Genomic DNA, 24,331 nt, shown 5'->3' on the forward strand with positions numbered 1-24,331 from the left:
CTATTGCGCCAACAGCTTATCCACCAGGGCCATTGCCCCTAGACCGTGGCAATAGCGGGCCAGGTTTGCGTGGTTGGATGAATGTGCGGTGGCTTCTTGTTCTGCTACGGAGCAAAGCGGCATCTGGTTCAGCGTTGCAATCAAATCGTGCTGTTGCTGGCGCTCCATCTGTAATTCGAAGTCTTTGAGCTGCTGGTAGCCGCAGTCATCTAGCTGAGGCTTCAGAGAGCGACGCATATGGCGGTAGCGCTCCAGCAGATCACCCGTCGGCTGGAGGCATTGTTCCAGTTGCAGCATCTGTTTGCCCGTAAGAGCAATGGCTTGGGTGTCAAGCCAGATCATCAGCAGTGCCAGGTTCACGCTTCCCTTGTGAAAGGTTTGCAGCGCGAGGCAGGCGGCCTCGACGTCCGCCTTGAAATAGTGACTATAGCTAAATTGCCAGAAGGCATCATGGCTTAGGGCATGGTGGCGCTGTTCATTAGCTCGGGGCATGCTGCTGCTCCATGGCTTCCAGCTCTTCCTGCAGCTCCATCCACTCCATCTCGACCTCTTCCAATGTCGACTTGGCATCTGCCTGACGCTGCAATTGCTCATTCAGGCGTGCCTTGTTTTCCGCTTCGTAGATGCTGGCGTCACTGAGCTGGGTCTCGGCGTCACTGATTGTGGTATTGAGTTTGTCCATCTTGGTTTCAAGCTGGGTGATTTTCTTGCGGATAGGCGCAGTCAGCTTGCGCAGCTCCGCTTCAAGGCGCTTTTGCTCCTTGCGCGAGGCCGCACTGTTGTCTTTGCTGACATCCGGTTTGCTGGCTTGCTGTTCGCGGCGCTCGTTACGCTGCTGTTCGGTCAGCCACTTGTGGTAGTCATTCAAGTCGCCATTAAACGGTACAACTTGGCGGTCATGGACCAGATACAGGTCATCGGTGGTGGCACGCAGCAGGTAGCGGTCGTGGCTGACGATAACCATCGCCCCTTCATAGGATTGCAGGGCGAAGGTCAGTGCCTGACGCATGTCGAGATCGAGGTGGTTGGTTGGTTCATCAAGTAACAACAGGTTAGGGCGCTGCCACACAATCAATGCCAAGACCAGGCGGGCTTTCTCGCCGCCAGAGAACGGGCCGACTTTTTCCAGCGCTTTGTCACCGAGGAAGCCGAAGCTGCCAAGATAATCGCGTAGCTGCTGCTCGGTCGCCTGCGGGGCGATACGGGCCATGTGCTGGACCGGGGTATCGTCCAAATACAGGGTCTCGAGCTGGTGCTGGGCGAAGTAACCTATCTTCACCCCTTGAGAATAGGTGAGATCGCCCGCTTTGGCCGGCAGATCACCAGACAGCATTTTGATCAGGGTTGATTTGCCGGCACCGTTGCGGCCGAGTAAACCGATACGGCTGCCCGGTACCAAGTTCAATCGGATCTTCTCGAGGATGAGGTTGTCGTCATACCCCGCTGCGACCTGATCCATCATCAAAATGGGATTTGGCAGGGCGCTAGGCTCGCGGAATTCGAAACTGAATGGGTTATCGAACTGGGCTGGCAGCACTTTTTCCATTCGCTCCAGTGCTTTGATCCGGCTCTGGGCCTGACGCGCTTTGCTGGCTTTGTAGCGAAAGCGGTCTATGTATGACTGCATATGCGACATTTGCTTTTGCTGCTTCTGGTACATCGCCTGCTGCAAAATCAATTTCTCTGCCCGTTGGGTTTCAAACGACGAATAGTTACCGGTGTAGCTATTCATGGTTTGGTTTTCAACATGGATGATCCGGTTGACTACTGGGTCTAGGAAGTCGCGGTCATGGGAGATAAGTACCAGCGTGCCACGGTAGTTTTGCAGCCACTTCTCCAGCCACATCACCGCATCGAGATCCAAGTGGTTGGTCGGTTCATCGAGCAATAGCAGATCGGAGCGGCACAGCAGGGCCTGCGCAAGGTTGAGGCGCATACGCCAACCACCCGAGAATTGAGTCAGGTGCCATTGCATCTGTTCTTGCGAAAAGCCAAGGCCGTCCAATAACTCGGCAGCACGGGCGCGGATGCTGTAGCCGCCAATGGCTTCCAGTTTGCCATGGAGTTCAGCCACCTTGTTGCCGTTGTCTGCTTGCTCTGCGGCAACAAGATCAGCTTCCAGCTGGCGGTATTCACGGTCACCGTCAATTACATACTCCAGCGCTTCACGCTCGAGGGCCGGGGTTTCCTGTGCGACCCAGGCGAGCTCCCAGTTGGCCGGATACTGGCAGTTGCCGGCATCGACGCTGAGCTCATGCTTGAGCAGGGCAAACAGGGTGGATTTACCACAGCCATTTTTGCCGACCAGACCGACTTTGTCGCCCGGGTGGATAGTCGCCGTGGCTTGATCGAGCAAGACCTTGCCACCGCGTAGAAGTTGGATATCGGAAAAAGTGATCATTGACTGTGTCGGGAATGGCCCCGCTCCGCAAAAACTAAATGCAAGAATAAGTGCGGAGTCTACCGCAAAGCGGCGGTGACCGCTAATACCGCCATGCAAGGATAAATAACCAGGAAGCGGATGGATAAAGGTGATTAATCGAACTACTTTGCCTGCAATTATGTATTATGTGGATATAGGTTAATGAAACGTTATAACTTACGGCGCTATAGGCATATTTTGCCGTATAACAAGGAATGCTATGACAGCAAACGGACTTCCTCGCATACTCGTACTCTATGCCCATCCAGATCCGGAGGCCTCGGTCGCTAACAGCGCCATGCTGGCTGCGATCAGCCAGCTTTCCCATGTCACGGTCCATGATCTCTATGCGGCCTATCCCGATTTCTTTATTGATGCCACCTTCGAGCGAGAGCTGGTGAGGGATCACGACATCATTGTTTTCCAGCATCCTCTTTATATGTATTCCTGCCCATCATTGCTCAAGGAGTGGATTGATGTGGTCCTCAGTAAGGGGTTTGCTCATGGCGAGGGCAACCAGACTCAAGGCAAATACTGGCGCTCGGTGATCACCACCGGAGGGGCTGCTGAAGCGTATACCCCGGATGGTTATAACCGGTGCAGTATGGATGAAATCCTGCGCCCGTTTGAGCTCAGTGCCATGTTGTGCCGGATGACGTGGCTGCCGCCTTTGGTATTGCACTGGGCGCGACGGGTACCGGTTGCGGAGCGCAACCAGCATGGCGAAAACTACCGTCAATGGCTGCAAGCGCCCGGCGCACTGATGGAGGAGGCAAAAGATGGCGAGTGATGTATTGTCGGTCAGTGTGGTGTTCCTTGCCGCAGCGGTGGTTGCCGTGCCGATTGCCCAGCGCTTGGGTCTAGGGTCGGTGCTGGGATACCTGCTGGCAGGTATTGCCATTGGTCCGTGGGGGCTGAGGCTGATCTCCGATGTCGACGCGATCCTCCATTTTTCCGAGTTTGGCGTGGTGTTGTTGTTGTTTCTCATCGGGCTAGAGCTGAATCCCAAGAAACTGTGGCAGATGCGAAAGCCAATTTTGGGGCTCGGCGGTAGCCAGGTGGTGGTGACTACGTTGGTGATTGCCGCCTTGGTGTTGCTGCTGGCTGGGCTGTCATTTCTGCCTGCAGTTTCATGGCGGGATGCCTTGGTGGTCGGGATGGGGTTAGCCTTGTCATCGACAGCCATTGCCCTGCGGGTGATTGAAGAGCAGAGCCTCGGAGGCAGTGAAACCGGCCAGTCAGGATTCGCAGTACTGTTGTTCCAGGACATCGCGGTGATCCCGATGCTGGCGATACTGCCAGTATTGGCGGGCGGTGGTGGCGGTAGCTGGCTTGATTTTTCCTGGATGATAGGCGGTATCTTGGCGTTGTTGGTCGGCGGTCATTTCTTATTACGTCCGTTGTTTCGCTGGGTGGTACTCAGTGGGGTACGCGAGTTGTTCAATGTCGCGGCGTTGCTGCTGGTCATTGGTATTGCCTTGGGGATGCAGTCGCTCGGGCTGTCGATGGCCCTGGGGACTTTCCTTGCCGGGGTGTTGTTGGCCGAGAGTGAATACCGCCATGAGCTGGAAATTGCCATCGAGCCTTTTAAAGGATTATTGCTGGGATTGTTTTTTATCTCGGTCGGCATGGCCGTCAATCTTGGATTGTTACTGCAGTACCCGCTGCAGATCTTGCTGGCTGTTTTTGCGCTGATCAGTATCAAGGGCTTTATCTTATATGGCTTGGCAAGGATCTTCGGTACCCGAGCCAAGTCACGCAGCCAGATGGCGGCGATTTTGAGCCAGGGCGGGGAATTTGCCTTTGTTCTGTTTACGGCAGCTATGGGAGAGGGACTGCTGGGCGGCGAGTTATCGTCTTTCTTGCTGGTGGTGGTGAGTTTGTCGATGATGACTACGCCACTGATTTTGTTGTTACAAGACAAGTGGTTCATCCACACCTTCAAAGCGGAAGCCGAGGCTGAGCTGGAGTCAGATGTAATAGACCGAGAACCACGGGTGATCATCACCGGGTTCGGCCGCTTCGGGCAGGTGGTGGGACGTTTGTTGTTTGCCAATAAGATTCGGGTAACCGTTCTGGAACGCGATCCTAGCCAAATCCAGTTCTTGCGTAAATTTGGTTACAAGGTCTACTACGGTGATGCAACCCAGTTGGATTTACTGCGGGCTGCCGGCGCCGACAAAGCGGAAGCCATTATTATCTGTACTGATGAACCGGATGAAGTGATGGAAGTTGTCGATTTGTGCCAGCAGTATTTTCCTAAGCTTAAAGTACTGGCAAGGGCCAGAAGTCGGGTCGAGGCGCACCAGTTGCTCAGTCATGGGGTCGAGAATTTTTCCCGGGAAACTTTTGCTGGTGCCCTTGATTTGGGCCGTCAGGCCCTCATATCTCTAGGCATGCACCCTTATCAGGCCAAGCGGGCCGAGGCACATTTTCGCCGCTTGGATACCACCGCCTTGAGAGATCTACTTCCGCAGCACTCTGAGGATGTCCATCTGGCAACCCGGGCCCGTGAAGCGCGCAAGGAGCTGGAAGAGATTTTTGACCGAGAGATGCGGGGGGAGCGGGAACGCCATGATGGCTGGGACTGACAAGTCTCCCTAATTAACACAGAGGCAAGGAGCGAAAGCATGGCCAAGAAGCGATTTATCGCCGGTGCAGTCTGTCCAAGCTGTCGTCAGCACGATACGCTGCGCTGGTGGCAAGAGAACGATGTGGAGCGGGTAGAATGCGTGTCCTGCGGTCATTCCGATGTGAGGGCACCGCAATCGGTCGAGCAGAGCAATCAACTCTCAACAGAAACTAAACAACACGTTATCGGCATTTTTAAGCCTGAAGACTGATTTAGCTGCACAGCCTTTAAACAGAATATTGGCATCTAGCTGCCATTATCCGGTATCATGCGGGCGAAATCCTTTGATACCCAGTTCGAAATTGGAGTAAACATGAAAGTCGCTAAAGACATCGTAGTAAGCCTGGCTTACCAAGTGAAGACCGAAGAAGGCGTTGTTGTTGATCAGTCGACAACCGAAGCACCTCTTGATTACCTACACGGCCACAACAACCTGATCGTAGGTTTGGAGACGGCGCTTGAAGGCCGCGAAGCTGGCGACAAGTTTGAAGTGACAGTTGCTCCAGAAGAAGCGTACGGTGAGCACGTTGACGAGATGGTTCAGCGTGTACCGGCTGACGTATTCCAGGGCGTAGACGAAATTACTGTCGGCATGCGTTTCCTTGCTGATACAGATCAGGGGCCAATCCCAGTAGAAGTGACTGAAGTTGACGGCGACCACGTTGTTGTTGACGGTAACCACATGCTAGCAGGTCAGACTTTGACTTTCGGCGTAGAAGTAGTTGCTGTCCGTGCTGCGACTGAAGAAGAAATCGCTCATGGCCATATCCACCAGGGCGGCGGTTGCTGCGGTGGCGGTAGCTGTGGCGACCACGACCACGGTGAGCAGGAAGAAGGCTGCTGTGGCGGTGAAGACAAAGGCGGCTGCGGCTGCTCTCACTAATCGTTAGTGGTTAGTATTAAAAAAGGAAGCCATTGGCTTCCTTTTTTTGTACCCAACACCGGCTAGTAATGCGGTGGCGGTGTCTCTTCCGACTCGCTGGCCATATTCGATGGCTCTATGCCCTTGACCTTGCCAACCATGAATTTCAACTGGGTCTGCATTTTATCAATCAGGAACTGCTGCTCAGTAAGGGCCTGGTTTAGCTCCTCGATAGTCTGCTCCTGAAAAGCCTGCTTCATTTCAAGCTCGTCGATACGGGCCTGTAGCTGTTCGATTTCTTTCATTGCGTTATTCCGTCGTCCATTGCTGGGCGATACCTGCCGAAGTTCCCGAGACCACATGACCGTCGGGAGTAATGGCCACATCATACACCACCGCAGCTGGCGGTCGAGTATCTTGTTTGGCTGCGGTTTCCCAGCGGCCGAGGTTATCCCCGGTTTGGGTATCCCATAACTCTACTCGACGGGCAGGGGTACCGGTCGCAAGCCGTTTGCCGTCATCGGAGAACCGAGCGCTTGATAGTATCTGCTGGCGCAGGCGCACGGCCAGTGACGAAATCTGCTCACCGCTTGATAAATCCCAAATGATGATCTCGTTGCTGCCGTCGGCGGTCATTGCCAGCTTGCCATCGCGCTGTAGGGCCACTCGGCTGATCCGGCTCTGGTGCTCGAACTGCTGGAGGATCTGGCCACTTTGGGTATCCCACAGATAGGCCGAGTGGTCATTTCCCCCAGATAAGGCATAGCGACCATTGGCGGAAATCGCCACTGAATTCACTTTTTCACGGTGGGCGAGGAACTCTAGCCGTCTTCCGCTGCCCAAGTCGACATACAGGGCTTTGCTGTTGGACAGGGCAAGTAGGACATGTTGGCCGTTGTTGGCAACGGACACATCGCGGATCAAACCGTCGGAAATGGACCACAATCCCTCGGATTGGCCCCAGGCCAGATCCCAGACGGCAAAGTTTTGCGCCGTGGCGGTAATGGCGTAGCGGCCGTTGTCGGATATCTGGCTGCTGAGCACCGTATTGTGATGTGGATCTTGAGAACCAAAATCAGCTAACTTTTTGTTTTGCTGTAAATCCCACAGCACGATACCTTGTTGGGCTGAGTGGTAGAGGGCAAACCGTCCGTCCCGGCTCAGGCTGAAACTGGTGGTGCCTTCTGGTGCAAGATCCCAGCGTTGTAACTCTGTACCGGAAAAAAAGCAGCCAGTGAGAATGAAAAGTGCCAAAATGAAGCAGGGCACGTATCTTTTTGTTTGCATTAAGGTCTTGTTCCGCTTTGTTAACACATAGTGTCATTTCCTTATGAATATACTGCTGGGCAGTGAATTCATAAGGTGCATATTAGTATATTGATCTACAGTGCTTTTCATACCGCTTGTTGAAAAGGCTGGTGAATGATTTTTGAGGTTTTACCTCAGTTTAAAATGGAGAAATACATGAAACCTGTTCTAAAGATGTCTGTTTTGGCTGCAACAATCCTGCTAGCTGTAGGCTGCCAAGATGAGAAAGCAGCGGAAACAAAACCGGCAGAGCCTGCAAAAGTAGAGCAGGTCGCAGCGGAAGCCGCACCGGCGACATTTGCTACTGAAGATGACAAAGCAGCTTATGCGATCGGTGCTTCATTGGCCCAATACCTAGCGGCTAACCTAGACCAGCAGAAAGAGCTAGGTTTGGAACTGAGCCGTGAGCAAGTACTTGCCGGTGTGACTGACGTCTTTGCTGGCAATAGCCGCATGACAACGGAAGAGACACAGCAGGCGCTTCAGTCGCTGGATCAACGAGTGTCTGAAATGGCGCAGCAGCAAGCACAGGCAGAGGCAGAAAAGAACATTAAGGCAGGTGAAGATTACCGTGCTGAGTTCGAGCAGAAAGACGGTGTAGTTAAGACTGACTCAGGCCTGCTGTATCAAGTAGAGACGGCAGGTGAAGGTGATAAACCAGCAGCAACAGATACCGTTAAAGTACACTACAAAGGTATGCTAACGGACGGCACTGAATTCGATAGCTCTTACGCTCGTAACCAGCCTGCGACATTCCCGCTAAACCAAGTGATTTCTGGTTGGACTGAAGGCGTACAACTAATGCCTGTTGGTTCGAAGTTCACGTTCGTTATCCCGCCAGAGTTGGCTTACGGCTCTCAGGCAAACCCAAGCATTCCGGCTAACTCAACCCTAGTGTTTGAAGTCGAGCTACTGGATATCGTGAAAGCTGAACAGCCAATGGCTGAAGAAACGCAGTAAGTTTCTTCGTATTACGGCTATATCGGTCATTATTGAAAAAACCCAGCGAAAGCTGGGTTTTTTATCATTAGAGTTGTATATGACGTGAAAATGTTCAGGCTCTTGTCTGAAATCTGATAAACTTGCAAGCAAGATTTGAATATTTATCAATCACCGTGAAAGGTCCTTTCTCGGTGAGGCATAGCCCATTCTATTAATTTTTCCCATTTCTGTGGTAAAGAAGTTAAATAGAATGGGTAACAGCAAGGAAGATAATCGCGTGGTATCTACTGAAAACTATGGCTCAGATGTGATGGTCGAGAGTGACTTGATTGAGCCGCGTGCTTTTAGCGAGCACGATTACATTATCCTACGTTCTTACGAGGCGGTCGTCGATGGTTTAGCGGCACTGATTGGCCCGTTCTGTGAAATCGTGCTGCACTCGCTGGCCGATCTCAATACCTCAGCCATCAAGATCGCCAATGGTGAGAATACCGGTCGTAAAGTCGGTTCGCCGATCACCGATCTTGCCCTGCGCATGCTGCGTGACATCGAAGGCTCAGAACGTAATTTCTCTCGGGCTTACTTCACTCGCGCCAAGGGTGGGGATTTGATGAAGTCGATCACCATCGCTATTCGCAATGGAGACAATGACATCATTGGCCTGCTGTGTATTAACGTCAATTTGGATGCGCCTTTCTCGCAGATCCTACAATCCTTTATGCCGACCGATGAAGCTAAGCAGGCAGCATCGAGCGTTAACTTCGCCAGTGATGTTGATGAACTGGTGGATCAGACCGTTGAGCGCACCATTGAAGAAATTAATGCCGACAAGAATGTCTCGAACAATGCCAAGAATCGTCAGATCGTGATGGAGCTGTACGACAAGGGGATTTTCGATATCAAAGATGCGATCAATCGGGTTGCCGATCGTCTCAATATCTCCAAGCACACGGTATACCTCTACATCCGCCAGCGTAAAACCGAGGATGGCGAAAAATGAGCCTGAACTATGTGCTGGTAGTGGAAGGACCGGCTTACGGGACCCAATCGGCACGTTCGGCTTATCAGTTTGCTCTGGCGCTGTTGGCGGAAGGGCACGGTTTGTCGCGGGTGTTTTTCTATCAAGACGGGGTCCATAACGGCTCCGCCTTAACCGCCCCGGCGTCCGACGAGTTTGATTTGGTGGCTGCTTGGCAGCAGTTGGCACAGGATCATGGCACAGAGCTGCAAACCTGCGTGGCTGCCGCCCTGCGTCGGGGGATCATCAGCCCTCAGGAAGCAGAGCAGAATCAGTTGACGGGCAGCAACCTTGCCGCCGGCTTTGAGCAAGCGGGCCTCGGCAGTCTGGCCGAAGCCATGTTGACCGCTGATCGCGTCATTCAATTTTAACGGGATAGTCATGACAACGTTAGGTTTTGTATTTCGCCACGCACCACATGGGATTGCTTCGGGTCGCGAGGGATTGGATGCCGTGTTGGCCACTTCGGCCTATAGTGAAGATATCTCGCTTTTCTTTCATGGTGATGGTGTTTACCAGTTGCTTGACGGGCAGCAGCCGCAGGGGATCCTGTCACGTGATTATATTGTGACGTTCAAGATGTTAGAACTCTATGATATCGAGCAGATTTATGTATGCCGCCAGTCACTGCAGACGCGCGGGCTAACTGTAGATGACTTGCTTATCGATGTGATTGAGTGCGAGCCGGCTGTATTCTCCGAACACCTCCATGCCTGCCAGCGCGTTTTGACATTCTAGGTTTTTCCATCTTAAGCACAATTAACAAAACCATATTCACACAGGCATAGTTTCGAGGCACAGTATGCTGCATATTTTTACTCGCTCTCCATTCCAGTCTCAAGCCTTCAGCGACGCCGCTGCGATAATCAGCAAAAATGACTCGATTTTACTGATCCAAGACGCAGTAATCGCTGCCACGGTAGAAAAAAGCCCAATTTTTCAGTTTCACGACGCTGGCGTAAAAATTTATTTACTGGCTGAGGATATCGTTGCCAGAGGGCTGCAGGGCAAGCTCAGGGTTGATGTAAATGTTGTTGATTATAAAGGATTTGTTGGCTTGACTGTGGATAATGAAGCCCAGATGAAGTGGGCTTAATAAGGGCTCTCAAACCTTGGAAAACCAGTGGATATTTGGTTGATTAAGAAATAATCATTTAATTGATCGCTGGTTACATCTTGACACCCTTGGGTGCGATGCCTAAAATTTCGCGTCCTCCTGTTGTTGGGAGGCAGATTTTTCATCTTTACGAAAGTAATATTTCAGGAGCTATTTAATGGCAACTATTAACCAGTTGGTACGTAAGCCACGTGCTAAGCAAGTTGTAAAAAGCAACGTGCCTGCACTAGAAGCGTGCCCACAGAAGCGTGGTGTATGTACTCGTGTATACACTACTACTCCTAAGAAACCTAACTCAGCATTACGTAAAGTATGTCGTGTTCGTCTAACAAACGGTTTCGAAGTAACATCATACATCGGCGGTGAAGGTCACAACCTTCAGGAGCACTCAGTTGTTCTTATCCGTGGTGGTCGTGTTAAAGATTTGCCAGGTGTGCGTTACCACACCGTTCGTGGTGCACTTGACTGTGCAGGCGTTAACGACCGTAAGAAAGGTCGTTCTAAGTACGGTGTGAAGCGTCCTAAGTCTTAATGGATTCCGTTAAGTAAGGCCAAACACTAAAATTATTTAATTTTGAAGAAACTGTAAAGTTTTGGATAACCTGAAGACACAACGGAGATTTCCATGCCACGTCGTCGCGTAATTGGTCAGCGTAAGATCCTTCCAGATCCAAAGTTCAAATCTGAGCTGCTGGCAAAATTCGTCAATATCCTAATGGTTGACGGTAAAAAATCTACTGCAGAAAAAATTGTTTACTCTGCACTAGAAACTATGGCTGAGCGTTCTGGTGAAGAACACCTAGCTGTATTCGAAAAAGCTCTTGAAAATGTACGTCCAGCGGTAGAAGTTAAATCTCGCCGTGTGGGTGGTTCAACTTACCAGGTGCCTGTAGAAGTACGTCCAGTACGTCGTAACGCACTAGCTATGCGTTGGTTGGTTGAAGCTGCGCGTAAGCGTGGTGAAAAATCTATGGCTCAGCGTCTAGCAGGCGAAATGCTTGATGCGGCTGACAACAAAGGTTCTGCTGTTAAGAAACGTGAAGACGTTCACCGTATGGCAGACGCGAACAAAGCGTTCGCACATTACCGCTGGTAATCTAGCCGGTAATACAAATAGGGCGCGGCAAGCTTGGCTTGTCGCGCCTAAACCATACTCTAAGGACCCCCTTAGTAAGAGGATACTGCCGTGGCTCGTAAAACGCCTATCGAGCGCTACCGTAACATCGGTATTTGTGCTCACGTTGACGCCGGTAAAACAACAACTACCGAGCGTATCCTGTTTTATACAGGCTTATCTCACAAAATTGGTGAGGTTCACGACGGCGCAGCTACCATGGATTGGATGGAGCAGGAGCAGGAGCGTGGTATCACCATCACATCTGCTGCGACTACAACCTTCTGGCGTGGTATGGAAGCTCAGTTCCCAGAACACCGCGTAAACATCATTGATACCCCTGGACACGTTGACTTTACTATCGAAGTAGAGCGTTCATTGCGTGTACTAGACGGTGCTGTTGTTGTTTTCTGTGGATCTTCGGGTGTTGAGCCTCAGTCTGAAACCGTTTGGCGTCAGGCTGATAAGTACGAAGTACCGCGTATGGTTTTCGTCAACAAGATGGATCGTGCTGGTGCTGACTTCCTTCGTGTTGTTGACCAGATCAAAAACCGTCTTGGTGCGAATCCAGTGCCTATTCAATTGAATATTGGTGCTGAAGAAGAATTTAAAGGCGTTGTTGACCTTATCAAGATGAAGGCTATCAACTGGAGTGAATCTGATCAGGGTATGTCATTTACCTATGAAGAGATTCCAGCTGACATGGTTGAACTTGCTGAGGAATGGCGTCAGAACCTGGTTGAATCAGCGGCGGAAGCAACTGAAGAGCTGATGGACAAGTACCTTGAAGAAGGTGAACTGTCTGAAGCGGAAATCAAAGCCGGTCTTCGCCAGCGTACGCTAGCGAATGAGATCGTGCTGGCAACCTGTGGTTCAGCATTTAAAAACAAAGGTGTTCAGGCTGTACTTGATGCAGTGATTGAATTCCTGCCTTCGCCAACGGAAGTGAAAGCTATCCGCGGTGAAGACGAAGACGGTAACGACGTTGAGCGCCATTCAAGCGATGACGAACCATTTTCAGCGCTAGCGTTCAAAATCGCAACCGACCCATTCGTTGGCACCTTGACCTTCATGCGTGTTTATTCTGGAGTTGTAAATACTGGCGACACCGTCTACAACTCTGTAAAAGAAAAACGCGAGCGTTTTGGACGTATCGTACAGATGCATTCGAACAAACGTGAAGAAGTGAAAGAAATCCGTGCCGGTGATATCGCAGCGGCGATCGGCCTGAAGAATGTCACTACCGGTGACACGCTATGTGACCAAAACCATAAAGTGGTTCTTGAGCGCATGGAATTCCCAGAGCCTGTTATCCAAATTGCTGTTGAGCCTCGTTCTCAGGCTGACCAAGAAAAAATGGGTATTGCGCTAGGTAAACTGGCGGCAGAAGATCCATCGTTCCGTGTCGAAACCGACGAGGAATCGGGTCAAACCTTGATTTCAGGTATGGGTGAACTTCACTTAGATATCATCGTAGATCGTATGAAGCGCGAATTCAGCGTTGAATGTAACGTTGGTAAACCTCAGGTGGCATACCGTGAAACTATCCGTGGTAAAACGGAAGTGGAAGGGAAATTTGTGCGCCAGTCAGGTGGTCGCGGCCAGTATGGTCACGTATGGCTGAAAATCGAACCATCGGAACCTGATGAAGGTTTCGTGTTCGTGGATGAAGTCGTTGGTGGTGTGGTACCGAAAGAGTACATTGGTGCTGTTTCAAAAGGTATCGAAGAGCAGATGAACAACGGTGTGCTTGCAGGCTATCCTGTAATGGATGTCAAAGCGACCTTGTTCGACGGTTCTTACCATGACGTTGACTCCAACGAAATGGCATTTAAGATTGCCGGCTCTATGGCTTTCAAGAAGGGTGCGCTAGAAGCTCAACCTGTTATTCTTGAGCCATTGATGAAGGTTGAAGTAACCACTCCGGAAGATTGGATGGGTGATGTTGTTGGTGACCTTAACCGTCGCCGCGGCATGATCGAAGGTATGGACGAAGGCCCTGCTGGCCTGAAAATTGTCCGTGCCAAAGTACCGCTTTCGGAAATGTTTGGTTACGCAACTGACCTGCGTTCAGCGACCCAGGGTCGTGCGTCATACTCAATGGAATTCAGCCAATACGCTGATGTTCCAAAGAATGTCGCCGATGCTATCATCGCCGAGCGTGGTTAATCGCAAGATCTATATTGCGCCGATGGCTGTTGGCGCATAAAATAGCAACTTCTGGCACGTCCCATAATTTTGTCAATGGGGCGTATCACAACTAGGAAGGAACACGATCGTGTCTAAAGAAAAATTTGAACGCGTAAAACCGCACGTAAACGTTGGTACTATCGGCCACGTTGACCACGGTAAAACTACTCTAACTGCTGCTATCTGTACTACGCTTGCAAAAGTGTACGGTGGTCAAGCTAAAGACTTCGCATCTATCGATAACGCTCCAGAAGAGCGCGAGCGTGGTATCACAATCTCTACTTCTCACGTAGAGTACGATACTCCATCTCGTCACTACGCACACGTAGACTGCCCAGGACACGCCGATTACGTTAAAAACATGATCACTGGTGCTGCTCAGATGGACGGTGGTATCCTAGTTGTTGCTGCAACTGATGGCCCTATGCCTCAGACTCGTGAGCACATCCTACTAGGCCGTCAGGTTGGTATCCCTTACATCATCGTGTTCATGAACAAGTGTGACATGGTTGATGACGAAGAGCTTCTAGAGCTAGTTGAGATGGAAGTTCGTGAACTTCTTTCTGAGTACGACTTCCCAGGTGATGACTGCCCAGTAATCATGGGTTCTGCTCTTGGCGCTCTAAACGGCGAGAAAGAGTGGGAAGACAAGATTGTTGAACTAGCTGAAGCTCTAGATAACTACATCCCAGAGCCAGAGCGTGCAATCGATCTACCATTCATCCTTCCTATCGAAGATGTATTCTCAATCCAGGGCCGTGGTACTGTTGTAACTGGTCGTGTTGAGCAAGGTATCATCACTGTAGGTGACGAAGTAGAAATCATCGGTATCAAAGACACTACTACAACTACTTGTACTGGTGTTGAGATGTTCCGTAAGCTTCTTGACGAAGGCCGTGCTGGTGAGAACGTTGGTGTTCTTCTACGTGGTACTAAGCGTGACGAAGTTGAGCGTGGTCAGGTTCTTGCTAAGCCAGGTTCAATCACTCCACACACTACTTTCACTTCAGAAATCTATGTTCTTTCTAAAGATGAAGGCGGTCGTCACACTCCTTTCTTCAAAGGTTACCGTCCACAGTTCTACTTCCGTACAACTGACGTAACAGGTACTATCGAGCTACCTGAAGGCGTAGAAATGGTAATGCCTGGTGATAACATCTCTATGACTGTTACTCTAATCGCACCTATCGCGATGGACGAAGGTCTACGTTTTGCTATCCGTGAAGGTGGCCGTACAGTTGGTGCTGGTGTTGTTGCAACTATCGTTGCTTAATAACGCTTAGTACACACTCTGTACTAAAAAAGGGAGCTTCGGCTCCCTTTTTGTTTTCTACTCTCTGCCAAAACACACTCCTGCCTAACTTTGCATCCCCCCCTGTCGTTATATTCTATAAAAGCATAAACACAGTATTCCTATTGATAATTGTTCTAACAGTTGCCATACTTGCGACTGGTAATGCAAACCATTCTTGTTTATATTCTGTCCATTGTATTAAGATGATGGTAAGACGATGTACATTTGCTTGTGCCACGGAATTTCCGATAAAAAAATCATGAAGCTTGCTGAGCAGTATGGGATCAGTACCATTCGCGGGATCCGCCAAGTGACTCCCCTTGGCTCTCAATGTGGAAAGTGTATCCGCCAGGCGAAGGAAGTGCTCGAGCAAGTCACGTTTATCCAGTATAAAAAAGCCAGCTAACGGCGGCTGATCATATCGAGTCTTTTGACACTCCTCTAATCGGTTCTATGCTTATGTGAACTGACAGAGGAGTGTTTTGTAATGAAAGCGGATCCGAAAATCATCCAACACCTCAACAAAGTCCTCGGCAACGAATTGGTCGCCATCAATCAGTATTTTCTCCATGCCCGTATGTACAAAGATTGGGGGTTGAAGCACCTTGCCGACAAGGAATACCACGAGTCGATAGACGAGATGAACCACGCGGATCATTTAATCGAACGTATCCTGTTTCTCGAAGGGTTGCCCAACTTGCAAGATCTCGGCAAGCTCAATATCGGCGAAGATACTCAGGAGATGCTCGAGTGTGACTTGGCATTGGAGATGGCCGCTATTCCGGATCTGCGTGATGCCATTGCTTACTCAGAAGAGGTAAGGGATTATGTATCACGCGATTTGTTCCAAGATATCCTGGAAGATGAAGAAGAGCACGTCGACTGGCTGGAAACCCAGCTTGGATTGATTGAGAAAATGGGTATAGCCAATTACAACCAGGCCCAAATTGTCGATGAGGATTAGGGTAGGGGAGTGATGGCGCTTGGCTATCGGCCATAGGCAAGTGGCATAACACGAAACAACGGTTTCAATTATTGTATTTTGGTGGGGGTGCCTATGATAATGCATCGCCCATCGCCCATCGCCCATCGCCGTCCAACAACACCTTAGCCTCACCTTTGTTTAATTTTCCGACAAGGGTTGCGTTCGAAACTGTGATCTGTATAATGCCCACCACTGCCTGAGGATATAGTCCTCGTAACTGCGGTTGTGAACCAATAAGCGTTGAGGAAGAAGCTGCAGAGCAGCTTGTAAATGTATACTCTGACTTATGTTCGCAGTCATTAAATTGACTGACAATGTATCCGATAGGGATACTACGTTCACATAAATCAATCGGCATTCTCTCGTCTATACGAGGTTGAGTGGCGATATTGTTTGTGTAATTTTTATTATTGGAGCTCTGTCTCATGCAGAACCAACGTATTCGTATCCGCCTTAAGGCGTTCGATCACCGCTTGATCGATCAGTCGACTGCGGAAATCGTTGAAACAGCTAAGCGTACTGGCGCGCAGGTTAAGGGTCCAATCCCACTACCTACTCGTAAAGAGCGCTTCACTGTTCTTGTATCTCCTCACGTTAATAAGGACGCACGTGACCAGTACGAAATTCGTACTCACAAGCGCCTTATCGACATCGTTGAGCCAACAGACAAAACTGTTGACGCTCTTATGCGTCTAGATCTAGCTGCTGGCGTTGATGTCCAGATCAGCCTAGGTTAAGAGGAGATAAGAGAATGATTGGTCTAATCGGTCGTAAAGTGGGCATGACCCGCGTATTTACCGAAGATGGCGTTTCTATCCCAGTAACTGTGGTTGAAGTTGAAGCTAACCGCGTTTCTCAGGTTAAATCTGTAGAAACTGACGGCTACAACGCAATCCAGGTAACTACTGGTTCAAAGAAAGCTAACCGTGTTTCTAAGCCAGAAGCTGGCCACTTTGCGAAAGCAGGTGTTGAAGCAGGTCGCGGTCTTTGGGAATTCCGTCTAGAGAACAACGAAGAGTTCGCTGTTGGCGCTGAGCTAACTGTTGAGCTGTTCAACGAAATTAAAAAAGTAGACGTTACTGGTACATCTAAGGGTAAAGGTTTCCAAGGTGCTATTAAGCGCTGGAACTTCCGTACTCAAGATATGACTCACGGTAACTCCTTGTCTCACCGCGCTCCGGGTTCAATTGGCCAATGTCAAACTCCAGGTCGCGTATTTAAAGGCAAGAAAATGGCTGGTCACATGGGTGCTGAGCGTGTAACGACTCAAAACCTAGAGATCGTACGTGTTGACGCTGAGCGTAATCTGCTTCTTATTAAAGGTGCAGTACCAGGCTCAACAGGTGGCAACGTGATCGTCAAACCAGCTGTTAAAGCGTAACGTCGAGGAGTTAGTAATGGAATTGGTAGTCAAAGGCGCTGATGCGCTAACTGTCTCCGAAACTACTTTTGGGCGTGACTTCAATGAAGCGCTTGTACACCAAGTAGTTGTTGCTTTTGCAGCAGGTGCTCGTCAAGGTACTCGTGCTCAGAAGACTCGTTCTGACGTTTCTGGTGGTGGTGCTAAACCATGGCGCCAGAAAGGTACAGGTCGCGCTCGTGCAGGTACAATCCGTAGCCCGCTATGGCGTACCGGTGGTGTAACTTTCGCTGCTCGTCCACAGGACCACAGCCAGAAAGTTAACAAGAAAATGTACCGCGGTGCTATGAAGAGCATTCTTTCTGAGCTTGTTCGTCAAGAGCGTCTAATCGTTGTTGATGAGTTCTCTGTAGAAGCACCTAAAACTAAAGCGCTAGTAGCTAAGCTTAATGAGCTTGAGCTAACTGATGCGCTGATCGTAACTGGCGAACTAGATGAGAATCTATTCCTAGCTGCACGTAACCTATACAAAGTAGACGTACGTGACGCGAAGGCAATTGACCCAGTTAGCTTGATCGCTTTCGATAAAGTTGTGATGACTGCAGCAGCAGTTAAAGCAGTTGAGGAGATGCTAGCATGATCACTGAAGAGCGTATTTTAAAAGTTCTACGTGCTCCGCACATCTCTGAAAAAGCAACTATGGCTGCTGAAAACGGTAACACTATCGTATTCAAAGTAGCTAAAGATGCGACAAAGAAAGAGATCAAAGCAGCAGTTGAAAAACTGTTCGAGGTTGAAGTTAAGTCTGTAAATACTCTTATCACTAAGGGTAAGACCAAGCGTCAAGGTATGCGTCAAGGCCGTCGTTCAGACGTTAAGAAAGCCTACGTTATCCTGAAAGAAGGTCAAGACATCGACTTCGCTGGTAGTGCAGAGTAAGGCTAGGAGCAAAGAAGAATGGCTATTGTAAAATGTAAGCCGACTTCCCCAGGTCGTCGCCACGTAGTTAAAGTGGTAAACTCTGACCTGCATAAGGGTAAGCCGTACGCACCACTAACTGAGAAAAAATCTAAGTCAGGTGGTCGTAACAACAACGGTCGTATTACAGTACGTCACATCGGTGGTGGTAACAAAAATGCTTACCGTATCATCGATTTCAAACGTACTAAAGACGGTATCCCAGCGAAAGTTGAGCGTCTAGAATACGATCCAAACCGTAGCGCAAATATTGCTCTAGTTCTGTACGCAGACGGTGAGCGCCGCTACATTATCGCACCTAAAGGTATTCAGGCTGGTGACACTATCCAGTCTGGCGCAGATGCTGCTATCAAAGTTGGTAACACACTACCAATGCGCAACATCCCAGTAGGTTCAACCGTACACTGTGTTGAACTTAAGCCTGGTAAAGGTGCTCAGCTGGCTCGTTCAGCTGGTGCATACGCTCAGATCATTGCACGTGCAGGCACTTATGTGACTCTACGTCTACGTTCTGGTGAAATGCGTAAAGTTCTTTCTGAAGGTCGTGCGACCCTAGGTGAAGTTGGTAATGCAGAACACATGCTACGTGAGCTAGGTAAAGCTGGTGCTTCACGTTGGCGCGGTGTTCGTCCAACTGTACGTGGTGTTGTAATGAACCCAGTTGACCACCCACACGGTGGTGGTGAAGGCCGTACTTCTGGTGGCCGTCACCCTGTTACACCTTGGGGTGTTCCAACTAAGGGTTACAAGACTCGTAAGAACAAGCGTACCGACAAGTACATCGTACGTCGTCGTAACAAGTAATTTTAAAGAGGATACGCCATGCCACGTTCTCTCAAGAAAGGTCCATTTATTGACCTACACTTGCTGAAGAAGGTAGAGAAAGCGTTGGAAAGCGGTGACAAGAAGCCTGTAAAGACTTGGTCCCGTCGCTCAATGATCATCCCTCAGATGATCGGTTTGACCATCGCTGTCCATAATGGTCGTCAGCACGTTCCTGTTTTCGTTTCTGAAGAAATGATCGGTCACAAGCTAGGCGAATTTGCACCAACACGCACTTACCGTGGCCATGCTGCGGATAAGAAAGCTAAGAAGCGCTAAGGAGTAAGTAATGGAAGCTATCGCTAAACATCGCTTTGCTCGCATTTCGCCGCAGAAAGCTCGTTTGGTTGCAGATCAACTGCGCGGTAAGCCAGTTGCTCAAGCTCTAGAAATTCTTCAGTTCAGCAACAAAAAAGCTGCTGATCTAATCAAGAAAGTTCTAGAGTCAGCTATCGCTAACGCAGAACACAACGAAGGCGCAGATATTGATGATCTATCAGTAGCTAAAATCTTCGTTGACGAAGGTCCTACCATGAAGCGTATTATGCCTCGTGCTAAAGGCCGTGCCGATCGCATCTTGAAGCGTTCTAGCCACATCACTGTTGTTGTAGCAGACCGCTAAAAGACTAGGAGAGAAAGCAATGGGTCAAAAAGTACATCCTAATGGTATTCGTCTTGGCATCGTTAAGCCATGGAATACCACTTGGTTTGCTAACAGCCAAGAGTTCGCTGACAACCTAGACGGCGACTTCAAGGTACGTCAGTTCCTTACTAAGGAACTAGCAAAAGCGTCTCTTTCACGTATCGTTATCGAGCGTCCTGCTAAGAGCATCCGTGTGACTATTCACACTGCTCGTCCAGGCGTTGTTATCGGTAAGAAAGGTGAAGACGTTGAGAAACTACGTGCTCGCGTTTCAAAGATCGCTGGTGTTCCAGCACAGATCAACATCGCAGAAGTACGTAAGCCTGAGCTAGACGGCAAACTAGTAGCAGACAGCATTTCGTCTCAGCTAGAGCGTCGCGTTATGTTCCGTCGCGCTATGAAGCGTGCAGTTCAAAACGCCATGCGCCTTGGCGCTAAAGGTATCAAAGTAGAAGTAAGTGGTCGTCTAGGCGGCGCTGAAATTGCACGTTCTGAGTGGTACCGTGAAGGTCGTGTACCTCTACACACTCTTCGTGCTGACATTGATTACGCAACTTCTTCGGCTCACACCCAATACGGTGTTATCGGCGTTAAAGTTTGGATCTTCAAAGGTGAAGTTCTAGGCGGTATGCCGGTTGAAGAGCCTAAGGCTGACAAGCCTAAGAAGCAGCGCAAAGGCCGTAAATAAGGAGTTTATTGATGCTGCAACCTAAACGCACTAAATTCCGCAAGGCCTTTAAAGGTCGTAACCGCGGTCTAGCGAACGGTACTGACGTAAGCTTCGGTACATTTGGTCTTAAAGCTGTTGGCCGTGGTCGCCTAACTGCTCGTCAGATCGAAGCGGCACGTCGTGCTATGACTCGTCATATCAAACGTCAGGGCCAAATCTGGATTCGTATCTTCCCAGACAAACCAATTACATCTAAGCCTCTTGAAGTTCGTCAAGGTAAAGGTAAGGGTAACGTTGAGTACTGGGTAGCACAAATCCAACCTGGTAAAGTTCTGTATGAGATGGATGGTGTTCCTGAAGCGCTAGCACGTGAAGCATTTAAACTTGCTGCACGTAAGCTACCTATCAAGACAACATTCGTAACTAAGGCGGTGATGTGATGAACGCACAAGATCTGCGCGCTAAAAGCGTTGAAGAGCTGAATGCTGAGCTTGTGAACCTACTGCGCGAGCAGTTCAACCTGCGTATGCAGGCTGCAACTGGTCAACTGCAGCAGACTCACACTCTGAAATCAGTACGTCGCGATATCGCACGTGTTAAAACCGTTCTGACTGAGAAGGCTGGCGCATAATGAGCGATCAAATTCGTACTCAGCTTGGTCGTGTTGTTAGCGACAAAGGCGATAAGTCTATTGTTGTTGCTATCGAGCGTAAAGTGAAGCACCCGATTTACGGTAAGTACATCACTCGCACGACTAAACTTCACGCACATGACGAAAACAACGAATGTCGCCAAGGCGATACCGTTGAGGTTCGTGAGTGCCGTCCACTGTCTAAGACTAAGTCTTGGACACTGGTACGCGTAGTTGAAAAAGCTCGCATCTAAGCGAACTTAACTACGATTTAACATAACGGCCCCGAAAAAGTTTTGGGGCCGTTCATTTTTTGTCTACCCATCGTCCGAAAAGCGTGTTAATATTCGCCGCCTTTGAAGAAAAGGCAAATCGGCTCGTAATGGGTCAAGATGTTTAAAATTAGCGGAGCACTAACATGATCCAAATGCAAAGTATGCTTGATGCAGCCGATAACTCCGGCGCTCGTAGCGTAATGTGTATTAAGGTTCTGGGTGGTTCACACCGTCGCTATGCACATATCGGTGATGTCATCAAGGTTACTGTTAAGGAAGCAATTCCTCGCGGTAAAGTTAAGAAAGGTGACGTTCTGAAAGCGGTGGTTGTGCGCACTCGTAAAGGCGTACGTCGTCCAGATGGCTCTGTCATTCGCTTTGACCGTAATGCTTGCGTATTGTTGAACGACAACACTGAGCAACCTATCGGTACTCGTATTTTCGGCCCAGTGACTCGTGAGCTTCGTGGCGATAAGTTCATGAAGATCGTTTCACTTGCGCCTGAAGTATTGTAAGGAGTAACGCAAATGGCAGCTAAAATCCGTCGTAACGACGAAGTTATCGTTCTTACTGGTAAAGATAAAGGTAAGAAAGGTAAAGTATCCAAGGTTCTAGCAACCGGTAAAGTAATCGTTGAAGGTATCAACCTTGTTAAAAAGCACCAGAAGCCGGTACCGGCTATGGGCGTACAAGGTGGCATCGTTGAACAAGAAGCAGCAATTGACGCTTCTAACGTTGCAATCGTTAACGGTGAAGGTAACGCGGACCGTGTAGGCTTCCGATTCGAAGACGGCAAAAAAGTTCGTTTCTTCAAATCGACTGGCGAAACTATCAAGTAATTTTTGGAGTAGTACAATGGCGAAACTGCATGATTACTACAAAGAGACTCTAGTTAAAGAACTTGCTGAAAAGTTTGAATACCAGAGTATCATGCAAGTCCCAAGGATCGAAAAGATCACACTTAACATGGGTGTGGGCGATGCGATCAACGACAAGAAGCTTCTAGAGAATGCTGCTGCTGACATGACTGCTATTGCAGGTCAGAAGCCGCTAATCACTGTAGCTCGTAAGTCTGTTGCTGGCTTTAAGATCCGTGAGGGCTACCCTATCGGCTGTAAAGTAACTCTACGTGGCGAACGCATGTGGGACTTCTTTGAGCGTCTAATTTCAATTGCTGTACCTCGTATTCGTGATTTCCGTGGTCTAAACCCGAAATCATTCGATGGTCGTGGTAACTACAGCATGGGCGTTCGTGAGCAGATCATCTTCCCAGAAATCGATTACGATAAAGTAGATCGTGTACGTGGTCTTGATATCACTATCACAACTTCTGCTAAATCTGACGAAGAAGCTCATGCTCTACTGTCTGCTTTTAACTTCCCATTCCGTAAGTAAAAGTAAGGGTTACTAATGGCTAAAGAATCAATGAAGGCACGCGAAGCTAAACGTGCCAAGCTAGCAGTAAAGTTCGCTGAAAAGCGTGCGGCACTAAAAGCTCTAATTAGCGACGTGAATGCGTCTGAAGAAGATCGCTGGAATGCAGTGCTTAAACTTCAGTCACTACCACGTGATTCTGCGAAGTCTCGTCAGCGTAACCGCTGTAACCAGACTGGACGTCCACACGGCTACCTACGTAAGTTTGGTCTTAGCCGTATCAAGGTTCGTGAAGCTTGCATGAAAGGCGAGATTCCGGGTCTGCGTAAGGCTAGCTGGTAATCCCAGTTATCCCATTTAGAATCACGGAGTATTGACTTATGAGCATGCAAGATCCGATCTCGGATATGCTGACCCGTCTTCGTAACGGTCAGGCAGCGAAAAAAGTTGCTGTTAAAATGCCATCTTCAAAAATGAAAGTTGCTATCGCATCTCTTCTTAAAGAAGAAGGTTTCGTGGCTGACTACACTGTATCTGGTGAAGTTAAGCCTGAGCTAGAAGTTACTCTTAAGTACTTCGAAGCTAACCCAGTTATCGAGCAAATCCAACGTGTATCACGTCCTGGTCTGCGCATCTACAAGAAAAAAGATGCTCTTCCATCAGTGATGGGTGGCCTTGGTATTGCTGTTGTATCCACTTCCAAGGGTCTTATGACCGACCGCGCTGCTCGCAAAGCGGGTCTTGGCGGTGAGATTATCTGCTACGTAGCATAATAGGAGTAGGAAATGTCTCGTGTTGCAAAAGCACCAGTAGTTATTCCTGCCGGCGTAGAAGTTAAACTCAACGGTCAGGAAATCACTGTTAAAGGTGGTAAGGGCGAACTAGTTCGCGTTATCAACGAAGCAGTTGTATTGTCCCAGGAAGAAAACACCATCACTTTCGGTCCTCGTGAAGGATTCGATAAGGCTTGGGCTCAAGCAGGTACTGCTCGTGCACTAGTTAACAACATGGTTGTTGGTGTTACTGAAGGCTATACTAAGAAGCTTACTTTGAAGGGTGTAGGTTACCGTGCTGCCATTAAAGGCAACTCTGTAGCGCTAACTCTAGGCTTCTCTCACCCAGTTGAGCACGAATTACCAGCAGGTATCAAAGCTGAATGTCCATCACAAACTGAAATCGTACTAACTGGTACTGATAAGCAGGTTGTTGGTCAAGTAGCGGCTGATATTCGCGCTTACCGTAGCCCTGAGCCTTACAAAGGCAAAGGTGTTCGTTACGCCGATGAAATCGTGCGTACTAAAGAAGCTAAGAAGAAGTAAGGTAACACTATGGATAAGAAAGCATCTCGTATCCGTCGTGCGACCCGAGCACGTCGTAAGATTGCTGAACTGGGCGCAACTCGCCTAGTTGTACACCGTACTCCACGTCACGTGTACGCTCAGGTAATCGCACCAAATGGCTCTGAGGTAATCGCTGCCGCTTCTACCGTAGAAAAGGCGATTCGCGAACAGGTTAAGAGTACTGGTAACAAAGACGCTGCTGCAGCTGTAGGTAAAGCTATTGCTGAGCGCGCGATTGAAAAAGGCATCTCTAACGTTGCATTCGATCGTTCTGGTTTCCAATACCACGGCCGTGTAGCTGCTCTAGCAGAAGCTGCTCGTGAAGCTGGTCTGAAATTCTAAGGTAGGCGGAAG

General features: G+C 49.3%; 37 protein-coding genes. 33 read left to right on the plus strand and 4 right to left on the minus strand.

Annotation, left to right across the window (positions count from 1 at the left end; translation table 11 throughout):
* Both C9I99_RS15740 and C9I99_RS15745 read right to left on the minus strand, forming a co-directional pair.
* Entirely contained in the window at positions 1-492 is a 492-nt protein-coding gene (locus tag C9I99_RS15740) for a TIGR02444 family protein (protein WP_166645475.1), read from the minus strand.
* Complete coding sequence (locus C9I99_RS15745) at positions 479-2,401, minus strand: ABC transporter ATP-binding protein (RefSeq protein WP_107349841.1); 1,923 nt, start codon at positions 2,399-2,401, stop codon at positions 479-481. The genes C9I99_RS15740 and C9I99_RS15745 overlap by 14 nt, the downstream gene beginning before the upstream one ends.
* A 241-nt stretch (positions 2,402-2,642) precedes the next feature.
* On the opposite strand from C9I99_RS15745, the gene kefG reads away from it, so the two are divergent.
* The 4 genes from kefG to slyD all read left to right on the plus strand — a co-directional run bounded on the left by kefG (position 2,643) and on the right by slyD (position 5,937).
* Positions 2,643-3,212, plus strand: a complete 570-nt coding sequence (gene kefG, locus C9I99_RS15750) for a glutathione-regulated potassium-efflux system ancillary protein KefG (RefSeq protein WP_107349842.1) — start codon at positions 2,643-2,645, stop codon at positions 3,210-3,212.
* Positions 3,202-5,013: a glutathione-regulated potassium-efflux system protein KefB gene (gene kefB, locus C9I99_RS15755; RefSeq protein ID WP_107349843.1), complete on the plus strand. Its 1,812-nt coding sequence runs from the start codon at positions 3,202-3,204 to the stop codon at positions 5,011-5,013. Before kefG ends, kefB begins: the two co-directional genes overlap by 11 nt.
* Before the next feature lie 39 nt (positions 5,014-5,052).
* The gene (locus tag C9I99_RS15760) at positions 5,053-5,265 is read left to right on the plus strand and encodes a YheV family putative zinc ribbon protein (protein WP_107349844.1); all 213 of its coding nucleotides are present in this window, start codon (positions 5,053-5,055) and stop codon (positions 5,263-5,265) included.
* A 102-nt stretch (positions 5,266-5,367) separates the two neighbouring features.
* Positions 5,368-5,937 carry a peptidylprolyl isomerase gene (gene slyD / locus C9I99_RS15765; RefSeq protein ID WP_107349845.1) on the plus strand — a complete coding sequence of 190 codons (570 nt, stop codon included), beginning with the start codon at positions 5,368-5,370 and terminating at the stop codon, positions 5,935-5,937.
* 62 nt (positions 5,938-5,999) lie between these two features.
* On the opposite strand, the gene C9I99_RS15770 is transcribed toward slyD, so the two are convergent.
* Together C9I99_RS15770 and C9I99_RS15775 are read right to left on the minus strand one after the other, a co-directional pair.
* On the minus strand, positions 6,000-6,221 hold the full coding sequence (locus C9I99_RS15770) for a SlyX family protein (RefSeq protein ID WP_107349846.1): 222 nt from the start codon (positions 6,219-6,221) through the stop codon (positions 6,000-6,002).
* Between the two features lie 4 nt (positions 6,222-6,225).
* On the minus strand, positions 6,226-7,203 hold the full coding sequence (locus C9I99_RS15775; protein WP_107349899.1) for a WD40 repeat domain-containing protein: 978 nt from the start codon (positions 7,201-7,203) through the stop codon (positions 6,226-6,228).
* A 177-nt stretch (positions 7,204-7,380) separates the two neighbouring features.
* Between C9I99_RS15775 and fkpA the strand changes: the two genes are divergently transcribed.
* From fkpA to rplR, 29 genes are all read left to right on the plus strand, one after another.
* On the plus strand, positions 7,381-8,184 hold the full coding sequence (gene fkpA / locus C9I99_RS15780; protein WP_107349847.1) for an FKBP-type peptidyl-prolyl cis-trans isomerase: 804 nt from the start codon (positions 7,381-7,383) through the stop codon (positions 8,182-8,184).
* A gap of 292 nt (positions 8,185-8,476) precedes the next feature.
* Positions 8,477-9,166, plus strand: coding sequence for a helix-turn-helix transcriptional regulator (locus C9I99_RS15785; protein WP_420849251.1), 690 nt, complete (start codon positions 8,477-8,479; stop codon positions 9,164-9,166).
* Positions 9,163-9,555: a sulfurtransferase complex subunit TusD gene (gene tusD / locus C9I99_RS15790; RefSeq protein ID WP_107349848.1), complete on the plus strand. Its 393-nt coding sequence runs from the start codon at positions 9,163-9,165 to the stop codon at positions 9,553-9,555. The genes C9I99_RS15785 and tusD overlap by 4 nt, the downstream gene beginning before the upstream one ends.
* 10 nt (positions 9,556-9,565) lie before the next feature.
* Positions 9,566-9,922: a sulfurtransferase complex subunit TusC gene (gene tusC, locus C9I99_RS15795; RefSeq protein WP_107349849.1), complete on the plus strand. Its 357-nt coding sequence runs from the start codon at positions 9,566-9,568 to the stop codon at positions 9,920-9,922.
* A 64-nt stretch (positions 9,923-9,986) separates the two neighbouring features.
* A complete protein-coding gene (gene tusB, locus C9I99_RS15800) occupies positions 9,987-10,280 on the plus strand; it encodes a sulfurtransferase complex subunit TusB (RefSeq protein WP_107349850.1) in 294 nt (97 codons plus the stop codon).
* Positions 10,281-10,458: 178 nt separating this feature from the next.
* The gene (rpsL, locus tag C9I99_RS15805; RefSeq protein WP_005417208.1) at positions 10,459-10,833 is read left to right on the plus strand and encodes a 30S ribosomal protein S12; all 375 of its coding nucleotides are present in this window, start codon (positions 10,459-10,461) and stop codon (positions 10,831-10,833) included.
* Between the two features lie 93 nt (positions 10,834-10,926).
* Positions 10,927-11,397 (plus strand): 30S ribosomal protein S7, encoded by a 471-nt coding sequence (gene rpsG / locus C9I99_RS15810; RefSeq protein ID WP_005371760.1) that lies wholly within the window; start codon positions 10,927-10,929, stop codon positions 11,395-11,397.
* A 90-nt stretch (positions 11,398-11,487) separates the two neighbouring features.
* A complete protein-coding gene (gene fusA / locus C9I99_RS15815; RefSeq protein WP_107349851.1) occupies positions 11,488-13,584 on the plus strand; it encodes an elongation factor G in 2,097 nt (698 codons plus the stop codon).
* A gap of 109 nt (positions 13,585-13,693) precedes the next feature.
* Positions 13,694-14,878 carry an elongation factor Tu gene (gene tuf / locus C9I99_RS15820; RefSeq protein ID WP_107349852.1) on the plus strand — a complete coding sequence of 395 codons (1,185 nt, stop codon included), beginning with the start codon at positions 13,694-13,696 and terminating at the stop codon, positions 14,876-14,878.
* A gap of 238 nt (positions 14,879-15,116) precedes the next feature.
* On the plus strand, positions 15,117-15,305 hold the full coding sequence (gene bfd, locus C9I99_RS15825) for a bacterioferritin-associated ferredoxin (RefSeq protein ID WP_107349853.1): 189 nt from the start codon (positions 15,117-15,119) through the stop codon (positions 15,303-15,305).
* A gap of 81 nt (positions 15,306-15,386) precedes the next feature.
* Positions 15,387-15,863, plus strand: a complete 477-nt coding sequence (gene bfr, locus C9I99_RS15830) for a bacterioferritin (protein ID WP_107349854.1) — start codon at positions 15,387-15,389, stop codon at positions 15,861-15,863.
* A gap of 446 nt (positions 15,864-16,309) precedes the next feature.
* On the plus strand, positions 16,310-16,621 hold the full coding sequence (gene rpsJ, locus C9I99_RS15840) for a 30S ribosomal protein S10 (RefSeq protein WP_107299054.1): 312 nt from the start codon (positions 16,310-16,312) through the stop codon (positions 16,619-16,621).
* A 14-nt stretch (positions 16,622-16,635) separates the two neighbouring features.
* Positions 16,636-17,265, plus strand: a complete 630-nt coding sequence (gene rplC, locus C9I99_RS15845) for a 50S ribosomal protein L3 (protein ID WP_107349856.1) — start codon at positions 16,636-16,638, stop codon at positions 17,263-17,265.
* A 16-nt stretch (positions 17,266-17,281) separates the two neighbouring features.
* Positions 17,282-17,884: a 50S ribosomal protein L4 gene (gene rplD / locus C9I99_RS15850; protein ID WP_107349857.1), complete on the plus strand. Its 603-nt coding sequence runs from the start codon at positions 17,282-17,284 to the stop codon at positions 17,882-17,884.
* A complete protein-coding gene (gene rplW / locus C9I99_RS15855) occupies positions 17,881-18,183 on the plus strand; it encodes a 50S ribosomal protein L23 (RefSeq protein WP_039465430.1) in 303 nt (100 codons plus the stop codon). Before rplD ends, rplW begins: the two co-directional genes overlap by 4 nt.
* 18 nt (positions 18,184-18,201) lie before the next feature.
* On the plus strand, positions 18,202-19,026 hold the full coding sequence (gene rplB, locus C9I99_RS15860; protein WP_107349858.1) for a 50S ribosomal protein L2: 825 nt from the start codon (positions 18,202-18,204) through the stop codon (positions 19,024-19,026).
* Positions 19,027-19,044: 18 nt separating this feature from the next.
* Positions 19,045-19,323, plus strand: a complete 279-nt coding sequence (gene rpsS / locus C9I99_RS15865; RefSeq protein ID WP_005302795.1) for a 30S ribosomal protein S19 — start codon at positions 19,045-19,047, stop codon at positions 19,321-19,323.
* A gap of 10 nt (positions 19,324-19,333) precedes the next feature.
* Positions 19,334-19,666, plus strand: coding sequence for a 50S ribosomal protein L22 (gene rplV, locus C9I99_RS15870; protein ID WP_007469139.1), 333 nt, complete (start codon positions 19,334-19,336; stop codon positions 19,664-19,666).
* A gap of 19 nt (positions 19,667-19,685) precedes the next feature.
* A complete protein-coding gene (gene rpsC, locus C9I99_RS15875; protein ID WP_107299058.1) occupies positions 19,686-20,375 on the plus strand; it encodes a 30S ribosomal protein S3 in 690 nt (229 codons plus the stop codon).
* An 11-nt stretch (positions 20,376-20,386) separates the two neighbouring features.
* The gene (gene rplP, locus C9I99_RS15880) at positions 20,387-20,797 is read left to right on the plus strand and encodes a 50S ribosomal protein L16 (protein ID WP_107349859.1); all 411 of its coding nucleotides are present in this window, start codon (positions 20,387-20,389) and stop codon (positions 20,795-20,797) included.
* Complete coding sequence (rpmC, locus tag C9I99_RS15885) at positions 20,797-20,988, plus strand: 50S ribosomal protein L29 (protein ID WP_107349860.1); 192 nt, start codon at positions 20,797-20,799, stop codon at positions 20,986-20,988. Before rplP ends, rpmC begins: the two co-directional genes overlap by 1 nt.
* Positions 20,988-21,242: a 30S ribosomal protein S17 gene (gene rpsQ, locus C9I99_RS15890; protein WP_107349861.1), complete on the plus strand. Its 255-nt coding sequence runs from the start codon at positions 20,988-20,990 to the stop codon at positions 21,240-21,242. The genes rpmC and rpsQ overlap by 1 nt, the downstream gene beginning before the upstream one ends.
* Before the next feature lie 164 nt (positions 21,243-21,406).
* A complete protein-coding gene (gene rplN, locus C9I99_RS15895; RefSeq protein ID WP_004410450.1) occupies positions 21,407-21,778 on the plus strand; it encodes a 50S ribosomal protein L14 in 372 nt (123 codons plus the stop codon).
* 12 nt (positions 21,779-21,790) lie between these two features.
* Positions 21,791-22,102, plus strand: coding sequence for a 50S ribosomal protein L24 (gene rplX / locus C9I99_RS15900; RefSeq protein ID WP_107349862.1), 312 nt, complete (start codon positions 21,791-21,793; stop codon positions 22,100-22,102).
* A gap of 16 nt (positions 22,103-22,118) precedes the next feature.
* The gene (rplE, locus tag C9I99_RS15905; protein WP_107349863.1) at positions 22,119-22,658 is read left to right on the plus strand and encodes a 50S ribosomal protein L5; all 540 of its coding nucleotides are present in this window, start codon (positions 22,119-22,121) and stop codon (positions 22,656-22,658) included.
* Positions 22,659-22,673: 15 nt separating this feature from the next.
* Positions 22,674-22,979 (plus strand): 30S ribosomal protein S14, encoded by a 306-nt coding sequence (gene rpsN, locus C9I99_RS15910; protein WP_107299061.1) that lies wholly within the window; start codon positions 22,674-22,676, stop codon positions 22,977-22,979.
* A 38-nt stretch (positions 22,980-23,017) separates the two neighbouring features.
* Entirely contained in the window at positions 23,018-23,410 is a 393-nt protein-coding gene (gene rpsH / locus C9I99_RS15915; protein ID WP_107349864.1) for a 30S ribosomal protein S8, read from the plus strand.
* Between the two features lie 12 nt (positions 23,411-23,422).
* Positions 23,423-23,956, plus strand: a complete 534-nt coding sequence (gene rplF / locus C9I99_RS15920; RefSeq protein ID WP_036816283.1) for a 50S ribosomal protein L6 — start codon at positions 23,423-23,425, stop codon at positions 23,954-23,956.
* A gap of 9 nt (positions 23,957-23,965) precedes the next feature.
* Positions 23,966-24,319, plus strand: a complete 354-nt coding sequence (gene rplR / locus C9I99_RS15925) for a 50S ribosomal protein L18 (RefSeq protein ID WP_068330631.1) — start codon at positions 23,966-23,968, stop codon at positions 24,317-24,319.
* Positions 24,320-24,331: the final 12 nt, after the last annotated feature.

The sequence above is a fragment of the Photobacterium lutimaris genome (assembly GCF_003025555.1).
Taxonomy (GTDB): Bacteria; Pseudomonadota; Gammaproteobacteria; order Enterobacterales; family Vibrionaceae; genus Photobacterium; species Photobacterium lutimaris.